This is a genomic window from Ruegeria sp. BC8 (assembly GCF_056535705.1).
Window position 1 is genome coordinate 243849 of sequence record NZ_JBQFIV010000002.1, and the last position, 14655, is coordinate 258503.

Consider the following 14655-nt stretch of genomic DNA (forward strand, 5'->3'; position numbering starts at 1 on the left):
GAAAGCGTCAGCTTGATTTGGAGACCCTTATGATCAGGAAAACCTGGGCCAAGTGGCGATCCGGCCATATCGGTCGGCTGGTGGGCGACAGCCTGCGGGCACAAGGCAAGAAATATGCGGTTGCCATGTTTGCCATGATGATCGTCGCCGCGACCACCGCAGGGACGGCTTGGATGATGGAAAACATCGTCGATGCCATGACGTCGCCTGACATGCGGTCTCAGGTTCATATCATCGCGTCGGCAGTAATCGTGCTGTTCCTGGTCAAGGCGCTGGCATCTTACGTCCAGTCCGTGTTTCTGGCTCGCGCTGGCAACCGCATCATCGCCGAGCAGCAGGAGAAGCTGTACAAAAAACTGCTTCGGCGTGGGGTGGATTTCTTTTCCAAAAGCGAGTCTTCGGACCTTCTGATGCGTGTGACCCGGGGCGCGGGGGCAGCGCGGACGCTGGTCGACGTGATCGTGACCACGTTCGTTCGGGATGCGCTGACGCTCGTGGGTCTCATTTTTGTGATGGTCTACCAGCAGCCTGTGCTTTCGGGGCTGTTTTTCATTGTTGGGCCGGTCGCGCTGCTGAGCGTGCGCTATCTTTTGAAAAGCGTCCGCTCGATCATGCAATCCGAGCTCAAATCACTGGCCGAAATCATCCGGGTTCTGCAGGAAACATCGGCCGGGATTAAAATCATCAAGGTCTTCGCACTAGAAGATCGAATGACCGAGCGGATGAACTCTGCCATAAGAAGCGTTGAAAAACGCTCGAACGAAATTGCCAAGCTGCAGTCCATCGCCAGCCCAATGATGGAATTTCTGGCCGGTGTAGCAGTTGCCGGCGTGTTGGTCGTCAGCACAATGGGAATTGCCGGAACTGAACCGCCGACCGCGGGTCAGCTGATGTCCTTCATCACGGCGCTTCTGATGGCCTATGAACCGGCCAAGCGGCTGTCCCGGATGCGGGTGACCATCGAATCCACGTTGGTTCCGATCGAGATGATGTTCGAACTGCTGGATCAGGAAGACCCAATGCGCGAAAGCCCGCAACCGCAAGAGCTGCGGTCCGGTCCGGGCGAGGTACGCCTTCGGAACGTCACCTTTGGCTACAGCGGTGGTATGCCGGTGATCAATGGAATGAACCTGACCTTCGAGGCTGGAAAGACAACCGCTCTGGTGGGGCAGTCGGGTGGCGGCAAGTCCACGATCTTTGGCCTCATCATGCGGTTCTACGATCCTGACCAAGGCTATGTCGAGATCGACGGACAGAATTTGCAGGATGTCAGCTTTGCCTCCCTACGGCGCAAGATTTCTTATGTTGGCCAGGATACGTTTTTGTTCTCCGCGACGGTCATGGAAAATCTGCGATATGCCCGTCCCGATGCGACCGAAGACGAGATTCGCGATGCGGCCAAAGCCGCGCACGCGCATGACTTCATTATGTCGCTGCCCAAGGGATACGACACCGAAGTCGGAGAGAACGGTGCGTTTCTGTCAGGAGGGCAGAAACAGCGTCTGGCCATTGCCCGCGCCATTCTTCGGAAGGCTGAAATTCTGCTGCTCGACGAAGCGACCAGCGCGCTGGATGCCGAGTCCGAGGCTCTGGTGAAGCAGGCGTTGGATAAGCTGACGGAGAACGTGACCACGATCGTCATCGCTCACCGGCTGTCGACCGTGCTTGAGGCAGACAAGATCATGGTTGTCCAGGATGGTCAGGTGATCGAACAGGGCAAGTTGGATGAGTTGATGGAACAGAATGGCAGCTTCCGCCGCCTGTTCGATCAGCAATTCAAGACACCGGCTGCATAATCAATCCCGCAAAGCCTGGTTCTTTACCTTGAGAACAGGCTGGATGAGATAGTCGAGAATGGTCTTCCTGCCGGCCAGAATGTCAACTTGTGCGATCATCCCCGGAATGATCTCTACCGCCAAGCCATCGGCGTCCAACAAGGTTCCGCTGGTTCGGATTTCGACGACGAAGACTTCCTCGTCCTGCCGCTCTGACCTTGTAATCGTATCCGCACCGATGCGAACAATTTCGCCATCCAGCGCGCCGTATCTGGCAAAATCATAGGCGGTGATCTTGACCTTGACCTGCTGACCCGCGCGCAGGAATGCGATGTCGTCAGGGCGGACATAGGCTTCGACCAGCAGGTTGTCGTCCAGCGGAACGATTTCGACAAGATCCTCGCCGCTGCGGGCCAAACCGCCCAAGGTCGTGCGGTGGATTCGGTTTACGATGCCTCGGACTGGCGCACGAACCTGCGCGCGCGCCGCGCGGTTCTCCAACGCGGGCAGGGCGGGCTCAAGCGCCGCAAGCTGCGCAGTGGCAATGGCAAGATCGGTCAGTGCCGCGCTGCGAAACCGGCTTTTGGTAGCCGTGATGCGGTCATCGATTTCACTCAGCCCGGTTTCCAGACGGTTTGCAGCGGCCTCGGCTCTTACCTTGCGCCCCTTCCATTCCGCCTCGCTGCGTCGCAGGGCCAGCAGAGTTGTCGCAGGTTCCATCTTGCGGCGGACCAGAGGCTCTATCAAAGCGCGCTCTTCGGACAGGACCTTGAGTGTTTCTTCTGCAGTGACCCGGTTCACCAACCCCTCTTCCAATTCGCGCTGCCTCTGCTCACGTTGGCGTTCCAGAATGGCGATCTCGTCGGCCAACTCCGATCTTCGGCCGAGATAAAGAGCCGTTTCCGAGCGAACGACGTCCGGTGCTTGTTGCACAAGCTCGGGCTCGAACCGCAAATCGGATCCGTCAATTTCGGCCTGCAATCGCTTAATACGCGCCCTTAGTCCCAATGCCCTTTGCCGCTCGGCGTCCAACTCGCTGCCGACTTGTGTCGCGTCCAATTCCATCAGCAAAGCGTTTTTGTCGACGATCTGACCCTCTTGAACATGAACAGCCTGAAGAACCCCGGGTTCGGTTGCTTCGATCACCTGAACGTCGCCAGACGGCACAACACGACCGTCCGCGCGAACCACATCGTCCAGTTCGGTGACGTAAGCCCATACGCCGGCGGTCAGCATGCAGCCCAACACGGCCAGCAGCAATACCGAACCGTGAAACCCCGAGCCGCCGTTAATCTCGCGGGCCAATTTTTCAAGGTCAGGATGCTGCGACATTCATGTGCCTCCGCGCGTCTTTGGCTCGTTTGGTGAGAACTGACTTGACGGCGTCAACGCCCACTTTGCCGTTTTCGATCACGATGACCCGGTCGACCAGTTCCAGCAGACTGGCCCGATGGGTAACGATGACCATAGTCGTATCCGCGGCCGCTGCCTTCAGCCGCTGAATGATGATTGCCTCGTTCTTGAGATCCGTCGCGCTGGTGGGTTCGTCCAGCAACAGGACGGGCGGCTGCCCGATCAGTGCCCGGGCTAGGGCGATGGTCTGACGTTGCCCGCCCGAGAGCCCCTCGCCACGTTCGGCCAGCATCAGATCGTACCCGCTGGGATGCCGCGATACAAAGTCTTCGACGCCCGAAATGCGCCCGGCCCGGATTAGATCTTCGTCGCGCGGGCGGACCGCACCGGCCATAATGTTTTCGCGGACCGAGCCCGAAAACAGCCAAATATCCTGCAGGACCGACCCAATGTTGCGCCGAAGGTCCCCCGGATCAATCTGGCGGATGTCAATCCCATCCAAAAGAACCGAACCGATACGGGGCTGGTACAATCCCAGAAGCAGTCTTGCGATGGTGCTTTTTCCTGATCCGATCCGCCCGAGAATCGCTACTTTTTCCCCCGGTTTGATGTCGAAGGACACGCCTTTCAGTGTGTCCTCATCCTGGTCTGGGTAGGCGAAATACACGTTGTTGAACGTGATACGCCCTTTGAAGTTGGAGCGGCTGATCCAGGTGCGCCCCGACGGCCGCTCACTGTCGGCTTGCATCAACGCGTCTAGGTTCCGGTATGCACTGCGCGCCTGGTTGAACCGAGTCAGTGTTTGAGACAGCTGACCAAGAGGTGCCAAAGCCCGTCCGGTCAGCATCACTGAGGCGACCAAAGCGCCCATGCTGGTCAGGCCGTCCGCTATCAGAAAAACACCATAAAATACGATCAGGACCTGGGCCGCCTGCTGAGTGAAACCGGTCAGGTTCAATGCGAATTGAGTGATGGCACGCGACCGAACACTGTTGCCGGATTGTCGTTCGATCGCCTCTTCCCAGCGTCGCCGCATCGTGCCGGCCGCAGTGGTCGTCTTGATCGTTTCCAGACCGGCCAGAGTTTCGATCAGCACGGATTGCTTTGACTGGCCATCCAAAAAACTGCGTTCCGCCAAGCGGGACAAAAGCGGCTGAATGGCGAGCCCGGCGATCAGCACGACTGGTACGGCGAGAGCTGGGATCAGAACCAGCGGTCCGCCGACCATGTAGATCGTAAGCAAAAACAGACCGATGAACGGCAAATCAACCACCATGACCAGCGTAGCCGACGTGAAGAACTCGCGGAGTGTTTCGAACTCACGCACCGTGTTCGCCATGGCGCCGGTTGATCCGGTTCGGGACTTCATCTGGATATTCAAAAGTTGATCGAAAACACGCCGACCCATCAACATGTCCGCATTCTGTCCTGCCCTGTCGATGAAACTGGCGCGCAGGATCTTCAGCACAAAATCAAAAAACAGCGCGATGCCGACACCGATGGTCAATGCGACCAGAGATTCCACGGCTTCATTTGGCAGAACCCGGTCATAAACGGTCATGATGAAAACCGAGGTTGAAAGCCCCAGAATATTCGTCAGAGCCGCGGCCAGAGCAACCTGCAAGTACGACCACCGATTGGCCACAAGCGCTGATCGGAACCAGTGACGGCTTGGTTGGCTTGGGTTGTTTTTGATTTCCTCGGAGTATGCTCGACGAAACAACATCGCATAGCCGGAATAGACGGCGTCGAGCTGGCATTCATCCATCTCACCAATGCTGTCTCCAAGCTCTGGGTCGTGGATCAACAGACGGCCAGACTTCGAACGGCCATGGTAGACCACGGCCCGCTGGTCCTCGAGCAACAGTATCGCCGGTGCGAGGCTGGGATCAAACTCCGACAGCCGGCGCGGCCCGAAGCCCGCCTGCAATCCATGGTCATGGGCCAGTGCGATCGCGTCCTGCACCTTCAACCCACCAGAGACCGAGGATTGGGCCGCCAAAAGGCTGGCTTTGGTCAATGGCCGGCCAAGCTCTGCCGCCACATGCAGCAGACATTCCTCAAAGTTGGTGAGGGGCAGGGATGTAGGAGGCTGGCTGCGTTGGGTCATGGTCAGTTGCCCCATGTTCTGAGCTGGATGCCGAGCAGATCAATGATGTCGCCCGTAAGGCTGAGCGCGGCGTAGTTCGTTAGGAAGAAATTCTGCTCCGCCAGGATCAGTCGCTCTTGGGCGTTCACAAAATCGCGCTGCGCATCCAGTATTTCGATTAGGCTGCTGCGCCCGATCTGGAATTGCTCTTGAGTGGCGGCAACGCTGTCGGCATTTGCGGCAACTGCGATGCGGGCCTCGCGCAGACGCTGGGCGCCGGCCTTTTGGTCGGATCGAATGAAACCTAGCTCGCGCTGGATTTCCCGAACAAGAACCTCACGGGCATATTCCGCTTGTTTGACCCGCGCTTCGGCGGCGGCAATTGCAGCCCGCCGTTGACCGGTGCTGTCCAGCTCGTAGTTGACCGAGAGGTCTACGCCGAAATTAGCGTCCCTGCTGTCGTCCTGGTTGGCAAATGCCGAAACCCGCACGTCCGGCTGACGCCTCGCAGTTGCGGCAGAGCGGTCTGCCTGTGCCGCCAGAACCGCAGCGTCTGCGCGTCGAACCTGCGGGCTGTCCATCACGATGACGGCGTCGCTTCTCGACAGGTTGGGCGCTGGGACAGGGGGATCCAGTTTGCCTGGTGGGATACCGAACACCTCTTGGAATCGCGCATTGGCACGATCAGCCTGAGCCCGGGCATCCGCCAACTTGGTCCTGGCATCCGCGACCCGAGAACGCGCCGTCAGAACGTCGGCAGCGGAACCGGCCCCTTGCGCGGCGCGGTCGGAGATCTGCTTCTCGATCTCCTCATGGCGGCGGACGTTTTCCCAAGCGATTTCAACGATTTTCCGCCGGTCGATGACCAACACATAGGTTTCAATTGCGGCAAGGGCCGTCGCGGCTGCGGTTTGAAGCTGATCGCCGCGGCTTTCGAGGACACGGGCCCGCGCCGCTGCCAAGTCTCCGGCGGCAGCTCCCCCGTCGTATACAAGCTGTGAAACCCGCAGATATGGCGATACATCCGCAATATCCGAGTCCACCCGTTCCGATCGGGCATTTACGCCAAGTGACACCTGCGGAAGAAAGGCTCCTTTTGCCGCGTCCATATCGGCAAAGGCGGCGTCAACGCCGGTCTCGCTCTGCGCCAGGTTCGGGCTGGTTTCTACCGCGCGCCGTATTCTCTGGCCAAATGAACTGCGAGTCAGATGGCCCGACGGCTTAGTCGCGCCAGCACCCGTTGATCCCTCTGAAAAAGCCATCTCAACCGGGGCAAGATCCGGAACCGGCTCACAAGCCGCAGTGAGCACGGCCACCAAACCGATCAGCAGAGGCAAGATGAGTCGATCAGATGTAGGCATATTTGGCCTCCGCATCCGACAAGTCTCGTTCCGTGGCAATGGCATCCAAGAATCTCACAAGGTCGGAGTCCCTGCCGTTTGCGGGAGTGCTGATCACCTTGGGAGAATGCGTCTGGCAGTGGTGCATCCACAGAAGATGGTTGAGCGAGACTTGATGAGCGTAAATCAACTGCATCGCTCCGCTAGATTGCAGAACCGCTGTCTGCGCCGGCCCAAGTTGGTTGAAGCGTCGAAAGTCCACGCTCATCCAACCGTCGGGCAACTCCGCATCCTTAAAACGGGTCAATTCGACGAATAGGCCCAATTCCTTTATCAGCGCGCAGGCACGTCGGGTTGCGTTGCGATCGGCCAGAAAGCTCTTCAAGAAGCCCTTCAGGGTTTCCAGTTCAGAGGAGATCGAGCCGTCCTTTGCGAAGAACGGGCTGCCGGATTGGTCACAGGACACGAGTCCGGTGGTTTCATCTACAACAAGCTTGCCTGAGTTGGTGCGCGATCCTGCTTCGCCACCGACCATTTCGATTGAGAACGGATGGCATCTCAGCAAGGAAGGAACATAGGTGGCCCGCCAGCGTCCTTGGTCCGAAACAAATGGTGTTTCCGGAGAAGCTGCGGTCGCCAGAATAGCATGCGGCGATACCCCGCCCCCCGAGGATCGAAAAGCAATTGGAAAAGAGGCGGCTGCTTCTGAGACTTCCGCACTTACGATCTCGCACTCCAATCTGCAGCGCGCGAAATCGTAGGATGTAGATCTGTGCCACGAGCGATCGGAATGTCTGTCGAAAGTGACGGGTACTGGGCCGTTCTGTGCCATTGATGTCTCCGCTGGTCCGTTAAGAAAGGGCCGGGGCGGCCCCACCTTTTCATGCTTGTCAGGATCAACTTGACGCGCCGGTCGGATCGGTATGCAGGATGTTGTCGCTGCTCAGAGCGCTCAGATCACCCAGGCCGTCAAACTGCGCGACCGTGCTGACCGTGGCAGAGGTTGGGGCGGAATAGTCCACCTTGACCAGCACACTGTCAGTTCCATCGCTGGCCAGCAGATAGATCTCATCTCCGGCTTGAGCACCGCTAAGCGTTTCGGCGGCGGCTTCCAGAGTATCAGTTGTCAGATCTGTGAGTGTGGTTGTCAGCCCTACAAAACCTGTGTCGGTCGCAATCATGTCGCCAAGCGCCAGTGTTTCGACACCTGTTCCATCACCGCGAAGCGATGAAACATCCAACCCGCTGAACACAATGGCGTCGGCCATGTCGGCTGCAGGCCCCAGGGTGAAACCCGTTACGATGTCGGTGCCGTTGGCCGTCGGGTCAGCTTCGAAAACGATAAGATCCCGGCCAGCGCCGGACAGATCGATCACATCGTCACCGTCGCCACCGCGGATGACATCGTCGATACCCGTGGCCGCCAATGTGTCTGCGCCGTCTGTTCCCAATACCCAATGGGTCGGGCCACCGTCGGGCGTGTTGATCGTCAACTCGATCGGCTTCGTGGGGTCCAGCACCGTCATCGTGAACGTGACGACAGGCTGGGTCAGGTCGCTAAAGCTTGTCGCGGCCCCGCCAAAACTGATTTCCGCCGCCCCGTTCGGGTTTGCCAGAAACAGATCAAAATCGGAGTTTTCGACCTCGGATCCCGTGTCATAGGTCACGACCGCGGGGTCAAAACCCAAGTTGGCCGTGAAAGCCATCCCGCTGGATGTGTCCCGGTCGGCATCGGCATGTATTTCGAAAGTTATCGTCGACCCGCTCCGGCCTGCCTCGGAAATGAAATAGGCCGCTGGAACGTGAGCCGTCGCCTGGTCTGTCGCGGGTAGGGGGTTCGGCCCTCCGGCAACCGTCGCTGAAACCGAAAAATCCAAAAGGTCACCCGCCGTTGTACCCGAAAACGCCGTGGCAGGTACGTTCAGGCTCCACGTGCCGTTGGCCGCGACCGTGGCTGTTCCAACAGAGACCGAGTTCAGCATCACCTCAACGGTTTGTCCTGCGCCGAGACCTATGGATGAACCGCTGACCGTCAGGCCGCTGGATTGCGCGTCACTCAGCAAAACCGCGTCGTTGGTACCGACCTCATTCAAGGTCAGGATGGGTCGGTAGTCAGTGGTCACCGAGTCTGCCGCCTGAGGAGCGGGGTTGCCAGCCAAGTCCGAAACCGATGCGGTGATAGAATAAGTTGCTCCGTCAGAAAGAGCGTTCAGATCAGCCGTAGGAATGGTGGTCGACCAGACCCCACCCAAAGCGGTGGCAGTATAGGTCTGCCCGTTCAGCCCGACAGTAATGGTTTGCCCGTCTTCGGCAGTTGTTGTCCCCGATACTGTCAGGTCGCTGTCCTTCTCGGTGACGTCTAGAACCGATCCAGTTCCCAGAGGGTTCAGTGAGATAGTCGGGGCGCTGAAATCGGTGTTGAACCCAGTCGAAGTCGTCTGTGTATTTCCGGCTGCGTCGCTGACTGACGCGGAAATCGTGTAGGATTCGGCATCTTGCAGGCCGCTAAGGTCGAGGGGTGAAGCGGTGTAGGTCCACGCGCCACTCGTCACTGTAGCGGTGCTTGAGACATCCACAGTCCCGTCCGCTCGTTGAACCTGGATCGAGACGATCGTGCCATCAGGCGCGTCGGAAATGCCAGAGACGGTCATTCCGCCGGATTGCTCTGCCAGGTTCATGGTGCCCCCGGCCGATACCGTCGAGATTGACAGAGTGGGGGCCGTAAAGTCCGTGTCGAAGCTACCAGTGGCCTGTGCGGCCGGGTTCCCAGCAAGGTCCGAAACATCGGCGGTCACGGTGACGGTGGCTCCGTCGGAGAGGCCGGCTAGATCGGTTGCGGGAACGCTGACACTCCAGTTTCCACCTGAAACGGTGGCGCTGTAGGTTTGGCCGTTCATTCCTATGGTCACGGTCTGGCCGTCTTCGGCGGTCGTCGTTCCGGATATGCTGAGGTTGGTTCCCTGTTCGACCGCGTTCATGACCACGCCGTCCGAAAACGTGTCGATGCTGATCGTTGGGGCGGTTGCGTCTTTGGAAACTCCTGCACTCGCCTGCGGGGCCACGAGGCCATCGGCATCCGTCACGTCGGCGGTGATGGTGAAAGTTGCGCCGTCGGCCAAGGCAATCAAATCCGCGCTCGGCACGGTCACGCTCCACGTCCCTCCGGACACAGGGCCCGTGTAGGTCTGCCCGTCCAAAGTTACGGTGACTGTCTGGCCATCGGTGACATTTCCGGTCGTGCCGCTGATCGTCAGATCCGCCCCGACTTCGACTGCGTTCAACACCGCACCGACGGATAGAGGCGAAATCGAGATGGACGGTCCGCTCAGATCCACGGGTACCGAAACCGCAACAGGCGTGGCCGGGTTTCCGGCGGCATCGCTGATCGCGGCACTGATGCTGATGGGGCTGCCACTGACCAGAACGCCGAGGTCGGCTGCGGGAACGGTCACACTCCAAGCACCGCCTGAGGCGATGCCGCTGTAAGTCTGGCCATTGAAGGTCAGCACAACCGGTTGGCCATCTTCGCCGGTCGTCGTGCCGGTAATCGTCAGGTCCGATCCGACGTCTACAAGGTCGATCTGGCCGCCTGCGACAGCGTCTATTGTTATGGCTGGGGCGGAAAAGTCAGTATCAAAGCTGTTGGTGGCTTGAGCCGCCGGATTGCCTGCCCGATCCACCACATCAGCGGTCACAGTGACGGTCGCGCCATCGGGCAGAGACGCCAGATCGGCGGCCGGAACCGTGACGCTCCAAGTGCCGCCGGACACGGTTGCGGTATAGATCTGACCGTTCAACCCCACAGTCACCATCTGACCTTTTTCCGCATCGGTCGTACCACTGATTTCCAGATCTGACGCGCTCTCGGCCCCATTCATGACCGCCCCGTGGGAAAATCCTGTTACCGCGATGGTCGGAGCGATGGTGTCGATGTTGTACGTGGCTGTTTCGACACCGATCTCACCTCCGGCTCCATCCAGGTGTCGGATCGTCACGGATGTGACCCCCTGAGGCAACCCTGCCGCCTCGACTTGGCTAAGCGAAACGCTCCAACTGCCGTCCGGCCCCGCTGAAACGGTTTTGGTGACCGACCCGATGGTTACTTCGACCGAAACGGTGCCGTCAGGTGCTGACGCCTTGGCGGTGGTGCTGTTGAGCGAATTTCCCTGCAACTGTGACAGGTTCAGACTGGGCGGGCGCGGAGATTCCTCGGGCGTCGCGGCATCTTCGCCGCCACCGCCGCCAGCGGCGGCCGCACCGGCCAGACCCAGACCACCCAGCACCGCGCCTGCGGCTCCCATGCCGCCACCACCAGCTGCCGCTGCTCCGGCGGCTTCAGCGGCCACTGCAAGCTGCGCGACTTCAACGGCCACGTCTTCGGCAATCATGATCGAACCGTTTTCCAGAACGTGCACGTTTTCCGCGGAAACCAGGACTGTGCGACCGTCCAATAGCTTCAGTTGAACGTCGCCGTTGAGCAGCAGTTTGACCGACTGGACACCGGGCAGGACATCGGCAAACTGAAATGTGCTCAACTCCTCCTCAGTGGCTTGGGCCAGCGCGGGCAAGGCCAGAAGGGCAGAGGCCAAACCACCGCCGACTCCCGATCCGGCCCATCGGCGCAGACGCGCTTTGATCCATTTGCGGACATGCTTCTCATGCCCTGCATCTGGTGAGTTCTTCTGGATGGAGACTTCGTGCGAAACAGGTTTCATCGTCATCATGTCCTCACAATCGGTGGCCGCGGATACCCGCGCGACAAGAACGAAGAAGCCAAGTTCTGTTCTTCTTTCCTGCTGCCGAGTTATTCATGCGGTCGGACCTTGAAAAATTGAGTTAATCTGGAGCCGAATTCCTCGTTTTCACCACAATTTCGTTCTCGTCTTTGCCTTGGCACCGCGTCACCCTCGAAAGGACTGCCAGCGATGGCATTGGGGGTGATCTGAATTGATGCTTCAGTTCGAAAGAGTGGTTGCAACGGGGAGTCCGGCGCTCGATTCAGGTATCGGCGATACGGCTTTAAAAACGTTTAACGGTGTTACGTATCTGTACAGCACGACCCGGGCTGGCGGCGGCATCGTTGTCTGGCAGCTTGTGGACGGCGGGGCTCCGCAATTCCACGACGATCAGTATTTCAGCGGCACCATATCGTTGCAGGTCGGCAGCCTTGGTGCTCTGGTCGCATTGGGCGCAAGCGATCTGTTGGCACTGGACGTCGATACCGCCACAGGCCTTGTCGGATACGAGTTGAATACGGATGGCACGATCGGGGCGCTGCAAGAAACGGCGGCGATTCCCGGAGGCGGTGATGTCACAGCATTGGTCCAATACTCGGTGGGTGCGGTCGACTACCTGACGGTGGCCCATCAGGACAGCGGGCTCATCGGCACCTACGTGGTGAACTCGAATGGTGCACTCAGTCATGTCGGCTCGGTCGCGGGCAATGCCGGGACGATGCAGACCGCGGCCGTGGGCAGCAACCAGTATGTCGTCACTGCCAATGCCACTGACAATACGATCCGGGTGTTCAACGCCGATCAGGGAAGCGGGACGCTGATCGAAGTTGACAACACGACAACCCAAACGCTTGGGATCAGTTCTCCGACAGCGTTGGAAACCGTTGATGCGTATGGACACACCTGGGTTCTAGTGGCCGGGTCCAGCAGCAACTCCATCAGTGTGATAGAGCTGCGCGCAGACGGAACACTGGTTCCAAAGGATCATGCGTTGGACACGTTGGGTACCCGTTTTGGCGCAGTTCAGGACATGAAGGTCGTCGAAGTCGATGGACGCGTCTTTGTCATCGCCGGCGGCGGAGATAACGGAGTGACCCTGCTGACAATGACCCCTGATGGCAAGCTGATCTACTTGGACAGCTTTGCGGATACGCTGGATAGCGGTCTTCAGAATGTTGAGACCATCGAGGTGGCCCAAGTTGGGGACGACCTTCAGATCTTTGTGGCATCGCAGCAGGATGCAGGGCTAACCCAGCTGACAGTGTCTTTGGACTCCTTGGGCAATGTCATCGAGGGGAATGGAATCGTAACCGGGACCGCTCAGGACGACATGCTGAGCGCCGGCGTTCTGGACACTAATCTGCAGGGCGGTGCCGGTGACGACATTCTGATTGCCGGTCGCAGTGAAACCACCATGCAGGGTGGTTCCGGCGCGGACATCTTCGTTATGCGGTTCGGCAGTGGATTGACGACGATCACGGATTTCGAGGCCGGAACCGATCAGTTGGATCTGTTCGACTACCCGATGTTGCGCAACCCCGGGCAGCTGACCGTGACGTCAACGGCACAAGGGGCTCGGATTGAGTTCATGGATGAGACTGTTGAGCTTTTTTCGGCCGACGGCGGCACACTCACTAGCGCCGAAATCTTCGGGTCCGGTTTCGAGGGGCCGGATCACATCCCTGTTGACTTTGGCGTGCTCACGGGTCCCGGGGCCTCGGCCGGTGTGACGGGTCCAGTCACGGTAGATTCTTCCGGTTCAAACCCCGCGCTGAGCGCTGCTGAGATCGTGTTCACGCCAGTTGGAAACAGCCCGATATCGGTACAGGCCGACGATCAGGGCCAATTCGATCTTGGCCTGCCATTAGGTTCGTTGCCGGGTCATGTGGACATCATCAAATCCTATTCCCATGCCAGCGGAGAGATAACGGCCCTGGATGCGCTGCAGGTTCTGCGGATAGCGGTCGGTTTGGGACCAACCTGGGGACCCGCAGCCCCCGAAAACCTGATCGCGGCCGATATCACCCGGGATGGCACCGTCAATGCACTGGATGCCCTGGCGATCCTGCAGGTTGCCGTTGGGTTGCCCACCGCACACGAGCCGGAATGGGTCTATCTGGACCAGAACGCCGATCTTTCCTCAATCACGCCCACGAATGTCGACTATCAAACCGGCGCTGCGGTTACCGCCCTGGATGGGATGCTCAGTGTGGACATGACGTCGATCCTGCTTGGGAATCTCGAAGCGGTGTAGGCTGGCTATTCGCGGAACGCAAAAGATATCGTGCTTCCGCGCAGACGTAGGCTAATCTTAGCAGAACAGCCTAGCCCGGTTTTTTAGAGATTGCCCAATGGCTACCAAGCAGATGCGGCATTTCCAACCAAAATCCGGCGCACAGGCGATGGTTCGTTCGTCACGCCTCGTGGCTGCGGAAGATCCGTGTGGTCGAGAAATAGCGCTCCAACTCCTCGATACGCTCCTTGCTTTCTTCCCAGCGCGCCTCCTGAACCTCCGCAATCAAGGTTTCCGAAATGAGTTGAAGGGCGATCGTCGAATCCCAGCTTGATGGAGCTTCGACCAGAGCGTGAAAGGTATAGTTGGCCGATTTGCCGATGGGCGACCCCCATTGGTCGGTGAACAGCACGACGGTCACCCCGCGATCGGACGCAACTTGCGCCAGCTTTTCCAGATGCGCCTCGTAGCGGCGGATGTCGAAGATGACCAGAACCGAGCTTTCGTCCATGTCCAGCAGGTATTGCGGCCATACGTTGGCCGAGTTGCCCAGCATCGTCACGTTGGGCCGGATGATCTGCATGTGGTTGAACAGATAGTCGGCGTTCGAGCGGGTGATGCGGCCGCCCACGACATACAGATGGCGCTCGGTATCGGCCAGCAACTGGGCTACCGCGTCGAACATCGACTTGTCCAGCCGCTCTAGTGTGTGGCGCATGTTGGTCCAAACGGCTTGGGCAAAACGCGTGATCGGATGCTCGGTTTCATCATCCACGATCCAGGCGTCGCGTTTCGAGATCGGCTTTTGGATCTGTGCCGCAACTTCTTCGCGCAACGCCTCCTGCAGCGCCGGAAACCCATCGAAACCCAGTTTCCGCGCCATGCGAATGACCGTCGGGGTGGACACTTGGGCCGCCGCGGCCAGCTTGGTGATCGATTGCAGCCCACCCATCGGATAATCCTGCAACAGGACCGATCCCAGCTGCCGTTCCGAGCGGGTCAGGCCTTCAAGTTCGTCCTGAATGCGTTGTTTGACCGTTTTGGCGACAGAGGCCATCGGTGCCCTCATATTATTCAATTTGCTACAGGATATTAGCGATTGTAATTTTGTCTACAGAAATTTTCTTGA

8 protein-coding genes are annotated in these 14655 nt (G+C 58.9%); 2 read left to right on the plus strand and 6 right to left on the minus strand.

Features of this window, described 5'->3' with window-relative positions:
• Nucleotides 1-29 precede the first annotated feature (29 nt).
• Complete coding sequence (locus tag ACR3EK_RS18360) at nucleotides 30-1796, plus strand: ABC transporter ATP-binding protein (protein ID WP_170365910.1); 1767 nt, start codon at nucleotides 30-32, stop codon at nucleotides 1794-1796.
• On the opposite strand, the gene ACR3EK_RS18365 is transcribed toward ACR3EK_RS18360, so the two are convergent.
• From ACR3EK_RS18365 to ACR3EK_RS18385, 5 genes are all read right to left on the minus strand, one after another.
• The gene (locus tag ACR3EK_RS18365) at nucleotides 1797-3107 is read right to left on the minus strand and encodes an HlyD family type I secretion periplasmic adaptor subunit (protein ID WP_480634186.1); all 1311 of its coding nucleotides are present in this window, start codon (nucleotides 3105-3107) and stop codon (nucleotides 1797-1799) included.
• Nucleotides 3091-5253, minus strand: coding sequence for a type I secretion system permease/ATPase (locus ACR3EK_RS18370; protein ID WP_480634187.1), 2163 nt, complete (start codon nucleotides 5251-5253; stop codon nucleotides 3091-3093). Before ACR3EK_RS18370 ends, ACR3EK_RS18365 begins: the two co-directional genes overlap by 17 nt.
• Entirely contained in the window at nucleotides 5241-6578 is a 1338-nt protein-coding gene (locus ACR3EK_RS18375) for a TolC family protein (RefSeq protein WP_480634188.1), read from the minus strand. The genes ACR3EK_RS18370 and ACR3EK_RS18375 overlap by 13 nt, the downstream gene beginning before the upstream one ends.
• On the minus strand, nucleotides 6565-7389 hold the full coding sequence (locus tag ACR3EK_RS18380; protein WP_480634189.1) for a SapC family protein: 825 nt from the start codon (nucleotides 7387-7389) through the stop codon (nucleotides 6565-6567). The genes ACR3EK_RS18375 and ACR3EK_RS18380 overlap by 14 nt, the downstream gene beginning before the upstream one ends.
• Before the next feature lie 64 nt (nucleotides 7390-7453).
• On the minus strand, nucleotides 7454-11278 hold the full coding sequence (locus tag ACR3EK_RS18385; RefSeq protein WP_480634190.1) for an Ig-like domain-containing protein: 3825 nt from the start codon (nucleotides 11276-11278) through the stop codon (nucleotides 7454-7456).
• A 229-nt stretch (nucleotides 11279-11507) separates the two neighbouring features.
• Here ACR3EK_RS18385 and ACR3EK_RS18390 point away from each other — a divergent pair, with 229 nt between their 5' ends.
• Nucleotides 11508-13547 (plus strand): dockerin type I domain-containing protein, encoded by a 2040-nt coding sequence (locus ACR3EK_RS18390; RefSeq protein ID WP_480634191.1) that lies wholly within the window; start codon nucleotides 11508-11510, stop codon nucleotides 13545-13547.
• A 160-nt stretch (nucleotides 13548-13707) separates the two neighbouring features.
• Here the strand turns inward: ACR3EK_RS18390 and ACR3EK_RS18395 are convergent, their stop codons facing one another.
• A complete protein-coding gene (locus ACR3EK_RS18395; RefSeq protein ID WP_093963099.1) occupies nucleotides 13708-14583 on the minus strand; it encodes a MurR/RpiR family transcriptional regulator in 876 nt (291 codons plus the stop codon).
• Between the last annotated feature and the right edge of the window lie 72 nt (nucleotides 14584-14655).

Bases quoted from the DNA above. Each gene is read 5' to 3' on its own strand.
- ACR3EK_RS18360 (WP_170365910.1), top strand. From the start codon at position 30: ATGATCAGGAAAACCTGGGCCAAGTGGCGATCCGGCCATATCGGTCGG.
- ACR3EK_RS18365 (WP_480634186.1), bottom strand. From the start codon at position 3,107: ATGTCGCAGCATCCTGACCTTGAAAAATTGGCCCGCGAGATTAACGGC.
- ACR3EK_RS18370 (WP_480634187.1), bottom strand. From the start codon at position 5,253: ATGGGGCAACTGACCATGACCCAACGCAGCCAGCCTCCTACATCCCTG.
- ACR3EK_RS18375 (WP_480634188.1), bottom strand. From the start codon at position 6,578: ATGCCTACATCTGATCGACTCATCTTGCCTCTGCTGATCGGTTTGGTG.
- ACR3EK_RS18380 (WP_480634189.1), bottom strand. From the start codon at position 7,389: ATGGCACAGAACGGCCCAGTACCCGTCACTTTCGACAGACATTCCGAT.
- ACR3EK_RS18385 (WP_480634190.1), bottom strand. From the start codon at position 11,278: ATGACGATGAAACCTGTTTCGCACGAAGTCTCCATCCAGAAGAACTCA.
- ACR3EK_RS18390 (WP_480634191.1), top strand. From the start codon at position 11,508: ATGCTTCAGTTCGAAAGAGTGGTTGCAACGGGGAGTCCGGCGCTCGAT.
- ACR3EK_RS18395 (WP_093963099.1), bottom strand. From the start codon at position 14,583: ATGGCCTCTGTCGCCAAAACGGTCAAACAACGCATTCAGGACGAACTT.